Here is a 16,072-nt window from a genome sequence, read left to right as displayed (position 1 = left end):
TTCACCTTCTCAATCACCCAACTTGACCGCGATGTCTTAAATAATGGTCAGCAAGTGCACAAGCAACCATCGCTTCACCAACAGGAACAGCCCGAATCCCAACACATGGATCATGACGTCCCTTCGTTATTACGTCTACTTCATGACCATCAATATCCACAGAGCGACGAGGCGTTAATATGGATGACGTAGGTTTTACAGCAAAACGTGCAACAATTGGCTGTCCACTCGATATTCCCCCTAAAATACCACCAGCATGATTGGATAAAAAAAGTGGTTTTCCGTCATTTCCCATCCGCATTTCATCGGCATTTTCTTCTCCCCTCAAGCAGGCTGCCGCAAAACCATCACCAATTTCAACCCCTTTTACCGCATTAATTGACATAAGATATGATGCAATATCTTGATCAAGTTTTGCGTAAATAGGAGCTCCTAAACCTGCCGGAACATTTTCTGCAACGATCTCAATAACCGCACCAACAGATGTACCATCTTTACGAATTTTACGGATATAATCACTAAAAATTTGAACCATCTCTGCATCAGCTGTAAAAAAAGGATTATTTTCAACCTCTGACCAATCCCAACGATCACGATTAATCTTATGGGGACCAATGGCTATCACAGCTCCTCGAACAACCAAACCAGGAACAATTTTACGAGCCAACGCACCAGCCGCAACACGTGCTGCTGTCTCGCGTGCTGAAGCACGCCCTCCCCCTCGAAAATCACGGATGCCATATTTAACGTCATAAGTATAATCTGCATGGCCAGGACGATATTGATGAGCAATTTCTCCATAATCTTGAGAGCGTTGATCTGTATTTCGAATCAATAGAGAAATTGGTGTGCCTGTTGTAACGAATGTTCCCCCGTCTTCTTGAGCAATTGTTCCTGAAAGGATTTCTACTTGATCTTGTTCTCGGCGCTGCGTTGTATATAAGGACTGCCCAGGTCTACGCTTATCGAGATAAGCTTGAATTTCTGCACGCGTAAAAATAATTCCGGGGGGACAACCATCAATGACACAACCAAGAGCAGCACCATGACTTTCACCCCATGTTGTTACACGAAACAAATGACCAAATGTATTATGCGACATGAAAAAAGATCCGTTTCTCTGTCAAATATATGTAATAACAACGCATGTGGAGCTATACACAAAACAGCTCTTTAACTTCAAAATATTCTTGGCTACTTTAAATTTGGTCAAATCATTGCTGTCCAATACAAATCCTATACACCAAACTTATTCTTTAACAACGGAAATATCTGGAGCATCAACGGCTTTCATACCGATGATATTATAACCTGAATCGACATGATGAACTTCACCAGTAACAGAACGAGACAAATCTGAAAGAAAATAAAGGGCAGAATCACCCACCTCTTCAATGGATACCGTACGACGTAAGGGCGCATTATATTCATTCCATTTTAGAATATAACGGAAATCACCAATACCTGAAGCCGCTAACGTTTTAATGGGTCCAGCAGATATCGCATTAACACGAATCTTTTGGGGACCTAAATCTACCGCTAAATATTTCACGCTCGCCTCAAGAGCAGCTTTGGCAACCCCCATGACATTATAATTGGGAACAACCTTTTCCGCCCCATAATAGGTTAATGTTAAGATAGATCCACCATCTCGCATTAACTTTTCTGCACGTTTTGCTAGAGCTGTTAGCGAATAAACGGAAATATTCATTGTCATCATAAAATTTGATTCGCTGATGTCAATATAACGGCCACTTAATTCATCTTTATCAGAAAAACCAATAGCATGAACTAAAAAATCAAGTCTGCCCCATTTCTTCTCTACAGCTCTAAAGGCCTCATCAATAGAGGCACTGTCAGAAACATCACAATGCCCACAAACAAACCCCTTTAATTCTTCAGCCAAAGGCTCAACACGCTTTTTCATTGCTTCACCCTGATAGGTGAAAGCAAGCTCTGCTCCTGCAGCACTTGCTGCTTTAGCAATTCCCCAAGCGATGGAGCGATTATTAGCCAACCCCAAGATTAAACCACGCTTACCATACAATAAACCATTACCCTTAGCCATCAGCACTGCCCCATTGTTACTTAAAATTAATATTATTAATCTGCCTATGACACAGGTCAACTTTTTCTTCAAGTAATTGGTTTAAAATCAAACAAAAACTACGCTGTATATATAAAAATTTTACAAATTAATCCTTTTGCGTTTGCAAAAACTGTTCTAGCGCAGCATTTCCACCTTCCGGCAACATAACACGAACATGCACATAAAGATCATCTCTTGTACCATTTTTTAAATGAAGCCCTTTTCCTTTCAACCGCAAAACGCGATCAGAACTTGACCAAGCAGGAATCGTCAAAACCACACGTCCTTCCAATGTCTCAACTTCTTCTTTTGCTCCCAAAACAGCATGTTTAAGAGAAACGGGTAAATCAAGATGGAGCGTCCTTCCTTCAACCCGAAAACGAGGATGTTTTTGAATTTGAATGGTTATTAACGCATCTCCTGCTTGACCATGAGGGACCTCTTCTCCCTGACCTTTTAAACGAATAGTTTGTCCATCTTCAATATAATCTGGAAGTTTAATTTTTAACTTTTTTCCATGAGGGAAAACAGCTTCCACTTTTTCTGCGCCAACCATCTGCTCTAATGTTATGGTAAGATTAGCACGAATATGGGCTCCTTGTTGAGGGCGATTATAGTGTGTGGAATTCGAGAAGCTACCAGCTCCTCCAAACAGATCGCGAAAAATATCACTCGCATCAAAACCCGCCCCTCCTGAAGAGGAAAAGTCAAATCCTTTTGCTCTTCCTGAAAAAGGATTTTGTTTATTGCTAAAATTTTCACCAGCACCATAGGCTTGATAAAGTGGTTTGCCTTCCATATCAATTTCACCGCGGTCAAATTGTGCCTTTTTATCTTTATCACCTATAATCTCATAAGCCTGATTAATTTCAGCAAACTTCTCTTTAGCCTTTGCATCATCTTTATTGTGGTCTGGATGATACTTCTTTGCTAATCTTCTAAATGCCGATTTAATCTCTTGCGGTTTTGCGGTACGTGCCACACCTAGGATCGTGTAGGGATCACGCATATTGCCCTCTTTTCAATTTTTTCGTTTTCAAAATATCAACGGATATGTTGCTCAATATTCCTCATAGCTTCATCTGTCTATTCTAGAGAATAATTTCTTCTTTTCTTTATATGTCTATCAAGAAAGTAAAATACCAGATAAAATGAGATATTTATTTAATATAGCTCATTGTCTTCTATGCTAAAGACAAAAATAATGAAACCACCATAAAAATACTCATTAAAAATATATGAAAGCATTGGCTTTTTGAAAATAAGAAAAAATGGTACTCTACTTCTTGATGAAAAAGTAAATGAGAAAATATTCATGCTCACTGACATTTGGAGATACTATGAGCGATAAAATACCAACAGACGATCATTTTATGGACATGCAAAAACCTTTTGAACTTTTTGCAAAGTGGCTTGAAGAGGCAACGATAAGCGAAATAAATGATCCGAATGCTATGGCACTCGCGACAGTTGATGAAACAGGTCTCCCTAATGTTCGAATGGTTCTCCTCAAAGACTATAGTCCTCAAGGCTTCGTCTTCTATACCAATTATGAAAGCCAAAAGGGAAAAGAAATTTTAAAATCAATGAAAGCATCCTTAGGGTTTCATTGGAAATCGCTTCGTCGTCAGATCAGAATAAGAGGCATTGTTGAAAAAGTAACTCAACAGGAAGCCGATGCTTATTTCAAATCACGCCCCCGTGGGAGTCGAATTGGTGCATGGGCATCAAAACAATCTCAACCATTAGAAAATCGTTTTGTGCTCGAAAGAGCAATTGCTCAATATACTGCGCGTTATGCTCTAGGCAATATTCCACGACCACCTTATTGGTCTGGTTTTCGTGTTAAACCCCTTTCTATAGAGTTCTGGTGTGATCGCCCATTTCGTTTACATGATCGTCTACTTTTTACACGCGATTGTGTTGAAAACAACAATTGGAAAAAACAAAAACTTTACCCTTAATCCTTCAAGCGTCATCGTTATAAAGTTTTTCCTCATGCTTAAACGATTACTTTCTATTTGTGAAATTCTAAAAAGAGGTGATTTATTTCATTTCAAGAAGAATTTTATTTTTCTATAAACGTTGGTTGATAATATTCTCCATCGCTTGACGCTAGATTAGCGACAAGCTTATTGAAAAAAAATACTGCATTCACCAAAACAATGACTTTACTTTTGAACTTCTGGTAAGAGAAACAGTGATATTCAAAGGAAGCCTAAATAATACAATCATCATATATATTTTGATTCTGATGAATAAACAGAAAATGCACTTTTAATTAAAAAAGTTTTTTATTCCTCTTACAAGTCTATTTTTATTTCAATAAAACTTGACGGACTCGTTATAAAATACAAACAAACTTTGACAAATTCAAAAGAATTATAAACTTTAGAATCAATGAAAGTATCTTTGAATTTTCATTCCTCTTCCCATCATCACAGAACATATGATTTTATCTAACGTGTTGTTAAACTGCAGGATAAAAATATCATCCATAAACCACCACAGACTAAACCAGCAAAAATCACAAAACCAATAAGCGAATTGGATTTGAAAAGCTTAAGACATTGTGCACTGTCGTCTATATCAATGACTTTAATTTGAATAAGCATATGGATGCTTGCTAAAAAAATTCCCAAAAAACTCAATAGAGGAACTTTAGCCAAATAAAATGCTAAACTAACGAATATGACAAAACCACCATACAAAAAGACTAAAGCACGCTTGGTTCCTTTTCCAAAGAGAAGCGCTGTAGAACCGATACCAACAGTAGCGTCATCCTCTTTATCTTGATGTGCGTAGATGGTATCGTATCCTATGGTCCACAAGATTGATCCCACATAAAGTAAAATTGGTGCCCAGCTTAAACTTCCAAACACAACGGCCCACCCCATTAGTGCTCCCCAATTAAATGCAATGCCTAAAAAAAACTGTGGCCAATAGGTTACACGTTTCATAAAAGGATACAATGCAACGGCTATCAGTGACGAAATGCCTAGAAAAAAACTAAACCTATTAAATTGTGATAAAACGCCTAAACCAACCAAACATTGCACAAGTATAAAAACTTTTGCTTGAAACCGACTCACATGACCTGTCGGTAATGGGCGAGAACGTGTTCTCTCTACCTGAGAATCAATTTTATGATCAATCAGATCATTCCAAGTACATCCTGCCCCTCGCATAGCGATGGATCCTAGAAAAAAAAGAAAAAGATACCAAATCCAATGAAGAAGCATTGGTAAAAGAGGCTCGTAACGCATGTCATAAGAGAGAAAAGCCATTGTTGTTGACCAAAAACAAGGCCACATCAACAATTGCCATCCGATAGGCCGATCCCAACGCGCCAATTGCGCATAAAACCATAAAGAACAGGGAAGAAAATTATAGACCCATTGTTTGGCAGAGGCATCCATAACCCGTCCTTGACTATCATAGGACTGAACATGAGGAATATTTTTATTTTTTTTCATCAAATGATTTACCTTTAGTCTTGCGATAGAGACATTTCATTCTTATGAGAAGAGGATGAGATTAATCATCTTTTATGAGAGGAGCAAGCAATGAATATTCTTCTTATTGGCTCAGGTGGGCGAGAACATGCTTTAGCATGGAAAATAGCAGCATCACCACTGCTTAAAAAGCTATATTGTGCTCCTGGAAATCCTGCAACAGAAGAATTTGGTGAAAATATTAATTTAGACATTGATAACCACCCCCTTGTTATCGATTTTTGTAAAGCACATTCTATTGATCTTGTGATTGTAGGACCAGAAGCACCATTGGTTGCAGGTATAACCGACTCTCTTAATAGCGCCAACATCTGTGTATTTGGTCCCACTCAAAAAGCTGCTCAACTAGAAGGTTCAAAAGCTTTTACAAAAGATCTATGTCGTAAGAATAACATTCCGACAGCAAGTTACCAATGCTTTAATGATGCAGCTAAAGCCAAAGCTTACATTCATCAACAAGGTGTTCCCATTGTCATTAAAGCGGATGGCTTAGCAGCTGGCAAAGGTGTCGTGGTTGCAACAACAATAGAAGAAGCATTGAACGCCGTTGATGCCTGTTTCAAAAATGCCTCCTGCGATGCAGGAAACAAAATTGTTATCGAATCTTTTCTTGAAGGTGAAGAAGCAAGCTTCTTTTGTCTTTGTGATGGTAAAATTGCCCTTCCCTTTGGATCTGCTCAAGATCATAAACGTGTAGGTGATGGAGATACTGGAGCAAATACCGGTGGTATGGGAGCTTATTCACCAGCGCCCATCATGACCGAAGAAATGGTGAATCGCACCCTCAAAGAAATTGTTGAACCTGCTTTAAAAAGCATGCATGAAATGGGCGCCCCCTTTAAAGGCATTCTCTTCGTTGGATTGATGATAACGCAAAAGGGACCCGAACTCATTGAATTTAACGTACGATTCGGTGATCCTGAATGTCAAGTTTTAATGATGCGCCTCAAAGACGATATTCTGCCGATTTTTCTTGCTGCAGCTCAAGGGAATCTTAAAAATAAACCTCTTCAGTGGTCTGAAAAAGCAGCCCTCACCGTTGTTATGGCTGCGAATGGTTATCCAGGCTCTCCCCAAAAAGGGACTGTTATCCGTAACGTTGATAAAGTAAACAAACTTGCTGATGTGAAAGTTTTTCATGCTGGTACCGCATTGCGCAATGGAGAACTTATTGCAAATGGTGGACGTGTTCTCAATATAACAGCAACAGGAAAAACCATTACAAACGCACAAAAACGTGCTTATGAAGCGGTTGATTGTATCAATTGGCCAGAAGGCTTTGCTCGTCGTGATATCGGATGGCGCGCCATTGCGCGAGAAAACTAAATCTTTTGGTATTCTTTTTGACGATTTGATTCTTTCGCCTAACAGCATGATACGCTAATTTTCTTATTTGTTTTGGGTTGCTTATAATTTTGGAAAAAACGAGTCTATTTTCCTTAAAAAATAAAATACAGAAAAAGAACGCACTTCATTATCCATGCACAAAGCAATATTCCTCATGCTCTTTGGCCCATTTCACGATATTAACCGTGGAGAGTATAAATCGATTCCACCATCTTTATTGAATAAAGGCAAAAACCGATACCATCATTGTATCCAACCTCCAATCTGACCATAACCTTTGTTATCTAGAAAATTTATCAAAGAGTTTTTGCTCTTTTTTAATAGCATTCATCCATATGAGCATCCCTTCCTGATGACGTGAAAAACAATGATTTTGATTAGAAGAAAAAAATGAAATGAGAATATTATATTCGTCACTCTCATTCACTATGACAAAATGATCATTATTTGATAAATCAATAATTTGCTTTATAAAAAAGAAAGTAAAAAGACACTCTCAGTAATCTGCGTGTGCTTTAACGATATAGCAAAACCAAAAATTACATCATCAACAAAAAGCATTGAATATAATTGATTCCTGCTACTAATATGTGCTGCCAAAAAAACTCTTATTTACAATCCTTGGCTTCCTCTTTGCCTTAAAAAACGAAGACTCCTGCCAGAATCGATCTCTAAACAATCAGATTTCTTATTGAGTTGATTCCCCTTGTCTGCCCACTTATGTGCTTTACTGGTGTAAGGCTCGATAAACAAATTGAAGAATATTCACCTCGTCTGCTAAAAAAACCGCATGTGTGCAGCTCGCATGCCTTATATCACGGCACTAAAGAACCGCATTTACATCCCAATAAGATCGATGCTTATGGTCGCATAAAAATGAATGCACATGAATGTTACTGAAGTGCAATTCTATTTGCAATTACCAAACGCAAACCTAATGGATTGCTATAACGGAGTAAAAAACGCTTGTGTTTAGAATGCGGCGTTGTACAAAAAAATCGATGTAAATCAGAACGATCTTTTACAACCACAATGCGATTATCTTCATCAATCATAAGCATGGGAAGACCATAAGTATCCGCCCATAATCGCCAATCCAGAAGAACATTATTCAAATCTCTAGAAACCAAAAGTGGAATACAAGATTCTTCATCTACATGAAGTAACTCTAATGCAACAGCTCTTTCTCCTGAACGTGTTTTTACAGTACGTGCTGCAATTCCTTTGAAATGATAAGGGGGGACTAAATGCGATACGCTTGAAGGTTTATCCGTTTTAAAAAAAACACCGCGCTCATTTAATGAACAAATAACCTTATTACCCGTTTTGGATGAAAAATACGTCGTCGTCTGTGGCAAACGGCAAGGATCCAACCGAAATTCAAGCACCGCTTTTGCCTGATTAAAGCATTGATTAGCCATATACAGTGTCCCAATTTATCTTAAATAACCTACACCTTTTAGCAACTTTTCCTCATTGGATTATTAAAAGTTTGAATAAAAAACAACTTGTTTCTTTTTTGGTTATTAAAACCTAAACAAAAATATAGATCAACATTCTTGAATTATAATATTTTTCTAGGATTCATGATCCCTAAAGGATCGAGTGTTTTTTTTATTCCTCGCATAATATCCAGTGCGACAGGCGATTTAAAAGAACGAAGTTCTTCGCGCTTAAGCTGACCAATTCCATGCTCAGCAGAAAATGCACCTTGATAGTCCATCACTAACCTATGAATGCGATGGTTCATTTTTGACCATAACTGCAAGAATGCTGTCGTATCAGCGCCTATCGGTTGTGTAACATTGTAATGCAAATTTCCATCTCCCATATGTCCAAAACAAACCACCCTTGCCCCTGGAGCGATATCTTCAACAATAAGTGCAGCCTTAGAAATAAAATCAGGAATAAAAGCAAGTGGTACTGCAATATCGTGCTTAATCGATCCTCCCGCTAACTTCTGTGCTGGTGATATAGCTTCACGCAATTGCCAGAAAAAATCTTGCTGTTTTAAAGATTGTGCAACAATTGCATCTTCTATCACCGCCCTGTTCAAGGCTTTTTCTAAAATAATACTCAACACGGATGATGCTTCATCATTGCCTTGCAACGATGAAATGTTCATTAATACATACCATCCATGTTTCTGCTGAAAAGGAGACTTCTCACACATCTTATACTCTAAAGCCATTTGCAAACTGAGATTTCCCATGAGCTCAAAGCCCGTCACCATCCCTCCTCCATATTCTTGAGCCAGAGATAAAAATTCAAGAGCCTTTTCTGGACTATCTAACCCCACCAAAGCAACGGCTTTTCCTTTTATTTTTGGAAAAATCTTCAAAACGGCTGCAGTTATAACGCCTAATGTACCTTCCGCACCAATAAAAAGATTTTTCAAATCATACCCGCTATTGTCTTTTTTAACAAAGCGCAAATCATCCAAAAGACGACCATCTGGTAAAACAACTTCTAAACCAAGGCAAAGATCACGCATATTGCCATAGGCTAAAACAGCCGTCCCTCCGGCATTTGATGAAAGATTTCCTCCTATTTGGCAAGAACCTTCAGATGCCAAAGAAAGAGGGAAAAAACGACCCGATTCATCTACTTTTTTTTGTAAATCCCGTAAAATAACACCAGCTTCTACAACAACAAAATTCCCCTCAAGATTTATCGCTCTCATCTTATTTAACCGCTCCATGGATAAAAGAACGCTCTCTCCTCTTTCATCTGGTTGTTGCCCCCCCACAAGCCCTGTGTTTCCACCTTGAGGTACGATTGGTGTGCGTGTTTGGCTCGCTAATTGCATGATCAATGAAATTTCTTGCGGTGAAGATGGACGTAAAAGTAAGGGCGTTTTGCCATGAAAAAGCCCTCGCTCTTCAAGCAAATATGGTGCAATCAATGCCTGATCTGTTATCGCATACTTGGCCCCAACAATCTCTCTAAACCTCTCAATTAATTCCTGCTCCATGTTCATTTCTCCCTTGGAGCTGCAGCCCGTATAAGACGATCATTGATAGCCTCCCCTAATCCATATGATGGAATAGGTTCTACGGCAATACATTTCACTTTAAATGAATCCAATTCCTTCATGTATTGGAATAAATGAGAGGCTGCCTCTTCCAACTTTCCTTCCTCACTAAGGTTTAAACTAAAAACGGCATTTTCAGCCCCCATAACGCGCTTTGAACCAAATGCTAAAAGCGCTTCACCATTTTCTACCTTTTCTACATTTAAACGAATCGCAGCATCGGGAGCATAATGTGACTTTAACATCCCTGGAGCTTCAATCGCCGCCCTTTGATCTATCCGCTTTAGCGACTTTCCTACAACTTCTTCAATTTTATCAGCCGCAAGCCCCCCTGGACGCAAAAGATAAATATCTTCACCACAAATCTTAATAATCGTTGATTCAAGTCCTATTCTTGCCGCTCCTCCGTCCAATATCAAAGGAACAGATTTTCCCAAAGATGCAAAAACAGCCTCAGCCGAAGTAGGACTAATACGCCCCGATTGATTCGCACTAGGAGCCGCAAGTGGACGTCCAAAACATTGAACAATTTCCGCAAAACGACTGTCTGGAAAACGAATAGCTAATGTATTTAAACCGGCAGTCGTTAAAGGATGGATATCATGTTGTTCTTTTAAGGGTAAAACTAATGTCAAAGGTCCAGGCCAAAAGGCTTCCATGAGTTGGCGTGAAAGAAAATCAATTTCAACATAGCGCTCCGCCATTTCGATACCGTTGACATGCGCAATAAGAGGGTTAAATTGCGGACGCTTTTTTGTAGAAAAAATAGAAGAGAGTGCCCTGCCATTGGTTGCATCGCCCGCTAATCCATAAACAGTTTCCGTTGGTACAGCTACTAACCTGCCTTGTTCAAGAAGCGCTATTGCTTCTTTTATCGAAACGCTATCAAGTGGTCGAATCGTCATGACACATCATTCCTATAACGCTCTTTGAGTGGCGCAAAACTATAACGATGTAATCCTGCAATTGGACCCTTTTTATCAAGAGCTGTACGATGGGCTAGCGTTGCATACCCTACATGCTTCTCTAAACCATACCCTTTATAAACTTGTCCAGCACATTCCATCATCCGATCACGCGTTACTTTCGCAATAATAGATGCAGCTGCAATTGAGACGGAACGCTGATCACCCTTAATCAATGCCGTTGCGGGACAGGATAGCCGAGAGGGAATATCACGTCCATCAACAAGGATATAATGAACTGGAACAGCTAATCCTATAATACAGCGACGCATTGCTTCCAAAGTTGCTTTTCTAATATCAGATTGATCAATTGTACGGGCGCAAAGACTAGCGACTGAAACAGCTAAGGCACTTTGCAAAATTTGATGATAAAGTTTACTGCGTTGAAGAAAGGAAAGCTTTTTTGAATCATTTAACCCTTCAGGAATATGATTTTTATCCAAGATGACTGCCGCTGTTACGACAGGCCCAGCAAGAGGTCCCCGTCCTACTTCATCAACCCCTGCTATATGCAAAAAACCTTGGTTTTGCAAATCCAATTCATATGAAAAGTTTGGCTGAAGCGGCAAATTAAACATCTTTGATAAATCACAAATACAACAAACACCCATATATTTCTGTAACCTGCTTATTTTTTGCAAGCATTACAGTTTTAAATAACTCTTCAAATATTGCATGAATTCTTGCACAAAAGATAGAAATAAAATGCGAAATAAAAGAGTATCCTAACGTCCATTTTCGCTTCTAAAAGCTTATTCTAGTATGTATTTATTTTATCTAAAAAAACAAAAAAATAGATTTGTTTAGTCTCCTCTTCATTATCTATAATAGAATCAGGGTAAAATAGAAGTTTTTATTTCTCAAATCGTTCCCAAAGTCATGATCGGTTTTACAAACCAACTTGGGTACATTGATTTGATAAAAAGAGCTGCCTGTTGTGCTGCTTGTTGATTTTTAAAAATGCCAAAACAAGTTGCTCCCGTTCCAGACATACGAGAAAAAAGAGAGCCACATTCATCTAATATAGATAACACTTGTGTTAATTGAGGGGCTATTTTCAAAGCAGGGGAAAAAAGATCATTACGCGTTTCGTGTAAAGCTTCAACCAATGAATCAACGCTCTTTAAAGCGACTGGATCAATTTTTAAAGGAGGATGATGGCGCTTGTCTAACGCTTTAAAAACAGCTTGTGTTGAAATTTCTTGTCCATGATTAACCAATACTATTGCAAGAGAACAAGCTTCTTTTAGTCGTATAATCTCTTGACCAATTCCTTTAACTAAAAGTGGCTGCTGATATTCCAATGCAAAAAGGCACATAGGAACATCAGCACCAAGAACTAAACTCATTTTTGCTAATTGTTCACAAGAGCAATCAAGATCCCACTGTTGACGCAACATGCTAATAACCCCTGCGGCATCACCTGAGCCACCACCAATACCTGAAGCAATCGGGAGTGTTTTTACAAGTCGAAAAAAAGCAGGTTGAGCACTTTCAGGGAAAGTCTTACGCATAAAGTTCTGTGCGCGAATAACCAAATTGTCTGAATGAGATACAAGTTCTTTTGCAAACGGTCCCGTTAAAACAAACTGGTCACTTTCACAAGGCGCATAGTGTAGATAATCACCGCTAAGACTAAAATAAACCAAACTTTCTATTAGATGATAACCATCAGCACGTTGTCCTACAACATGCAGAGCTAAATTCAATTTAATGGGTGTAAACACATAAGAATGTCTTTGGAATGGAAATTGTACATCCGATGTCATATGACGTAATATTCACTTTTATAGGGTTCTTTTACAATTCTCCCCCTTTTATTCATACTTTTAAGCATCAGCCCTATAAACCGTTCGAAATATTCTTAATTTTTTTTCTAAACAAACAATAAATATTATGAAGAACTCTCATACAAAATAAACGACATGTTCTCATTCGTATCATTTCAAGCCTTTTTTCTTCTAACATCTGTTTTTTAGATAAAAATCCCTTTTGCTTGAATGTTCCTTTTTATCACAAACCATAACGCTGCCAAAGTGCTCGCTCTTCTGCGGCCATCAAAGCACTGTCAACGACCGTATAAACTGTATGAGCAGTCACCCCTGAAGGCGTTTTAAGTCCTAACAAACTTTTAGGAGGCGTAATAAGTCGAATTTTTGCATCAGGACCAAAGCGCTCTTTAATAACAGAACGGACATCATTCAACCCGTCAACCAGACCAAGCTCCACGCCTTTCTTTCCACTCCAAAACATTCCTGTAAAAATATCTGGATCACTTGATAACTTCGCTGCACGCCGCTCTTTTACCAAATCAATAAAAGTTTGATGAACTTCAAGTTGAAGAGACTTCAAATGCTCAATATCAGCTTTTTTTTCAGGCTGAAATGGATCTAGTGTAACCTTGTTCTTTCCTGCTGTGTAAACGCGACGTTCCACACCAATTTTCTTCAAAAACTCCGGAAAACCAAAGGAAGCTGAAACTACCCCAATAGAACCAACAATCGAAGAAGGATCTGCAAAAATCTCATCTCCCGCACAAGCAATCATATAACCACCAGATGCTGCGATATCTTCAATAAACACAAGAACTTTTTTATTGTTTTCTTCTGCTAAATCGCGGATACGCTTGAAAATAAAACGTGATTGCACTGGAGAGCCACCAGGAGAATTAATAACAATTGCAACAGCCGGTGCTTTTTTGTATGCAAAAGCCTTTTCTAAAAGATTGGCACATCTACTGAGAGAAAGCGTACGAGATATAGATGATGAATCCATAATCGCCCCTTTAAGGCGAACAACAGGAATTTCAAGTTTATTGGAAGAAAAACGGCGTGGAATAAAATTTTTTAAAACATCCATCAAAATAAAATCTCCTGAATTTAAGAACAATTAAATAGGCAAGGACAACAAAAAGGAAGAATGCGATACCATCCAAAAACGCCAATCAATCCCCACATGACAACCAGAAATATAACTTCACCCAAATCTAAGCCTCCTTAATAACAAAGTTTAGACTTTAAATAATAAACTGAAAAACACAAGAGAGCATTACAAAAGTTCCCAAAAACTTATACATCCATTATTGATTACATCAATCCGTGATGAAAAAGCATGCCCTTCATCTTCATGTATAACTAACGCTGGTAAAATCGATAAAGCTGCTCTGCTCCCCCGTTTCGCGTAAAATAAAAGACGAATTGCTGGGGTTGATGCACGCGCATGAATGGGGATGATACAGATACCACCAAAGCGACCTTCTAAAGCATGCAAGATATCCGTTAGTGATTGTGGACGCGCAATGAGCCCTAAATATCCACCTGGCTTAACGATAGCTGCTGCACTGCGTAGCCAGTTATCAAACATCGCTTCAGGCATAACATGTGCTTCAGATTTTTGTTTATCAGGTGTCTTGCGATCCATAGGATTATTAAAAGGTGGATTCATAATGGCAAAATCAAAGCTATTATCTATCAAACCTGCTTTTATACGAGCACTCCCTGTGAGCGTTACATCTGCTTTTAACAAACAAACTCGCTTAGAAAATTTTTCATTTTGCTTTAGCGTAAGTGTTTTTTGTGCATAAGATGCCATAAAAGATGAGCGCTCAACCAATGTAACATGAACTTGCGGACAACGCGAAGCAACAGCCAACCCTGCTGCTCCAGCCCCCGCTCCTAAATCAACAACCTTGCCCTTTAAATCAGTGGGAACCAAACTGGCTAATAACATAGCATCCATTCCAGAACGATGACCATGTTTACGGGGTTGAACCAAATAAAATTTCCCGCGATGAAAACTGTCTATTGTTTCATCACTCTGATTCGTTGTTTTATCCATTTAAAAGCCTAATGTTCACCTTTATCAACAACCCTTTGGTCCTTCAACTGCTGTTTTAATTTTTTTATTATTTCATAAGAACAGCATTACACGCGTTAAAAAACATTTCTTGCCCATATCATTCCAAGCTTCCACTTCAAAGCACCATCAAAAGCTTGAGTCAAAACAAAAGCCCCTTTATGCTAGCGAATAAATAAAATTTATATATGTCCATTGCAACACTCTAGGAGTCAACATATTGAGTGCCGTTATCAAACAAGAACAAATAAGAAATAACCAAATTTCTCTTCAATCTCTCATTCGCCTTACGCAACAAGATATGGAGCGCGTCAATCAATTTATTCTCTCTATGGCAAAATCAGAAGTTGAGATGATCCCTGAAATTTCTAACCATCTTATTTCATCAGGTGGAAAGCGATTACGTCCAATGATCACATTAGCAGCTGCTCATATGTTCGGCTATCAACATGACGGGCATATAAGACTTGCAACAGCCGTTGAGTTTATGCATACAGCGACTTTGTTACACGATGATGTGATTGATGAAAGTGATTTGCGACGCGGAAAATCTACAGCACGAATGATTTGGGGAAATCAAGCAAGTGTCCTTGTTGGAGATTTCCTATTAGGACAAGCTTTTAAAATGATGGTTGATGTTGGCTCTATAGAGGCGCTCTCTGTCTTAGCAAACGCTGCTGCAATTATTGCTGAAGGAGAAGTTATGCAACTTTCTGCCGCAAAAAATATCAAAACCAGCCCTGCAGACTATCTGAAAATCATCAATGCAAAAACAGCAGCACTTTTTTCGGCAGCTGCTGAAGTAGGCCCCATTATTGCTGGTTATGGAAATAAAGAGCGTTCTGCATTACGTGACTATGGAACATCTTTAGGATTGGCTTTCCAATTGATTGATGATGCGCTTGACTATAGTGGTAATGCTCAAAACTTAGGAAAAAATATAGGGGACGATTTTAGGGAAGGAAAGATCACAATGCCTGTGATTCTCGCATATGAGCGTGGGAATATGGATGAAAAAGCTTTCTGGAAAGAAGCACTTGAAGATGGTAACAACAGTAATGAAGCCTTCGCACACGCGCAACACTTAATGGAGAAGTATAATAGTATCACAGATACCATAGAACAAGCACGCATCTATGGAAAAAATGCAATTGATGCTCTTATTCCCATGCATGAAAATCTTGCTTACAATGCTCTCGTTGAAACTATTGAGTTTTGCATTGCCCGCGTAAACTGATTCTTTGCAAGAATCGCAGTATTTCTTAAA

Annotated in this window: 14 protein-coding genes; 3 read left to right on the top strand and 11 right to left on the bottom strand. The window is 38.7% G+C overall.

From position 1 onward, the window contains the following. Positions 1 to 13 precede the first annotated feature (13 nt). The 3 genes from aroC to FJG96_RS04390 form a co-directional block, all read right to left on the bottom strand. Positions 14 to 1,102, bottom strand: coding sequence for a chorismate synthase (aroC, locus tag FJG96_RS04400; RefSeq protein WP_139412911.1), 1,089 nt, complete (start codon positions 1,100 to 1,102; stop codon positions 14 to 16). Between the two features lie 147 nt (positions 1,103 to 1,249). Next, the gene (gene fabI, locus FJG96_RS04395) at positions 1,250 to 2,068 is read right to left on the bottom strand and encodes an enoyl-ACP reductase FabI (RefSeq protein ID WP_139412910.1); all 819 of its coding nucleotides are present in this window, start codon (positions 2,066 to 2,068) and stop codon (positions 1,250 to 1,252) included. 127 nt (positions 2,069 to 2,195) lie between these two features. Further along, positions 2,196 to 3,098, bottom strand: coding sequence for a DnaJ C-terminal domain-containing protein (locus FJG96_RS04390; protein ID WP_139412909.1), 903 nt, complete (start codon positions 3,096 to 3,098; stop codon positions 2,196 to 2,198). A 331-nt stretch (positions 3,099 to 3,429) separates the two neighbouring features. Between FJG96_RS04390 and pdxH the strand changes: the two genes are divergently transcribed. Further along, positions 3,430 to 4,053, top strand: a complete 624-nt coding sequence (gene pdxH / locus FJG96_RS04385) for a pyridoxamine 5'-phosphate oxidase (RefSeq protein WP_139412908.1) — start codon at positions 3,430 to 3,432, stop codon at positions 4,051 to 4,053. 495 nt (positions 4,054 to 4,548) lie between these two features. Here the strand turns inward: pdxH and ubiA are convergent, their stop codons facing one another. Then, positions 4,549 to 5,565, bottom strand: coding sequence for a 4-hydroxybenzoate octaprenyltransferase (gene ubiA, locus FJG96_RS04380; protein WP_139412907.1), 1,017 nt, complete (start codon positions 5,563 to 5,565; stop codon positions 4,549 to 4,551). Between the two features lie 90 nt (positions 5,566 to 5,655). Here ubiA and purD point away from each other — a divergent pair, with 90 nt between their 5' ends. Continuing rightward, positions 5,656 to 6,930 (top strand): phosphoribosylamine--glycine ligase, encoded by a 1,275-nt coding sequence (gene purD / locus FJG96_RS04375; RefSeq protein ID WP_139412906.1) that lies wholly within the window; start codon positions 5,656 to 5,658, stop codon positions 6,928 to 6,930. Between the two features lie 914 nt (positions 6,931 to 7,844). Here the strand turns inward: purD and FJG96_RS04370 are convergent. From FJG96_RS04370 to FJG96_RS04340, 7 genes are all read right to left on the bottom strand, one after another. Next, complete coding sequence (locus FJG96_RS04370; protein WP_139412905.1) at positions 7,845 to 8,372, bottom strand: DUF6101 family protein; 528 nt, start codon at positions 8,370 to 8,372, stop codon at positions 7,845 to 7,847. A gap of 143 nt (positions 8,373 to 8,515) precedes the next feature. Further along, entirely contained in the window at positions 8,516 to 9,925 is a 1,410-nt protein-coding gene (locus FJG96_RS04365; protein WP_139412904.1) for an FAD-binding oxidoreductase, read from the bottom strand. A gap of 2 nt (positions 9,926 to 9,927) precedes the next feature. Then, positions 9,928 to 10,890 carry an L-threonylcarbamoyladenylate synthase gene (locus tag FJG96_RS04360; RefSeq protein WP_139412903.1) on the bottom strand — a complete coding sequence of 321 codons (963 nt, stop codon included), beginning with the start codon at positions 10,888 to 10,890 and terminating at the stop codon, positions 9,928 to 9,930. After that, on the bottom strand, positions 10,887 to 11,561 hold the full coding sequence (locus tag FJG96_RS04355) for a ribonuclease HII (RefSeq protein ID WP_425456568.1): 675 nt from the start codon (positions 11,559 to 11,561) through the stop codon (positions 10,887 to 10,889). Before FJG96_RS04355 ends, FJG96_RS04360 begins: the two co-directional genes overlap by 4 nt. A gap of 249 nt (positions 11,562 to 11,810) precedes the next feature. Next, positions 11,811 to 12,719 carry a 4-(cytidine 5'-diphospho)-2-C-methyl-D-erythritol kinase gene (locus FJG96_RS04350; protein ID WP_139412901.1) on the bottom strand — a complete coding sequence of 303 codons (909 nt, stop codon included), beginning with the start codon at positions 12,717 to 12,719 and terminating at the stop codon, positions 11,811 to 11,813. 244 nt (positions 12,720 to 12,963) lie between these two features. Next, on the bottom strand, positions 12,964 to 13,809 hold the full coding sequence (locus FJG96_RS04345) for a S49 family peptidase (RefSeq protein WP_139412900.1): 846 nt from the start codon (positions 13,807 to 13,809) through the stop codon (positions 12,964 to 12,966). Between the two features lie 189 nt (positions 13,810 to 13,998). Further along, positions 13,999 to 14,787: a tRNA1(Val) (adenine(37)-N6)-methyltransferase gene (locus tag FJG96_RS04340; protein ID WP_139412899.1), complete on the bottom strand. Its 789-nt coding sequence runs from the start codon at positions 14,785 to 14,787 to the stop codon at positions 13,999 to 14,001. A 238-nt stretch (positions 14,788 to 15,025) separates the two neighbouring features. Between FJG96_RS04340 and FJG96_RS04335 the strand changes: the two genes are divergently transcribed. Further along, positions 15,026 to 16,042 (top strand): polyprenyl synthetase family protein, encoded by a 1,017-nt coding sequence (locus FJG96_RS04335; protein WP_139412898.1) that lies wholly within the window; start codon positions 15,026 to 15,028, stop codon positions 16,040 to 16,042. Positions 16,043 to 16,072: the final 30 nt, after the last annotated feature.

Origin of the sequence: Bartonella mastomydis (genome assembly GCF_900185775.1) — a bacterium.
Lineage (GTDB): Bacteria > Pseudomonadota > Alphaproteobacteria > Rhizobiales > Rhizobiaceae > Bartonella > Bartonella elizabethae.
The sequence above is the reverse complement of the archived record's forward strand: the minus strand, read 5'-3'. Positions and strand labels throughout refer to the sequence as shown.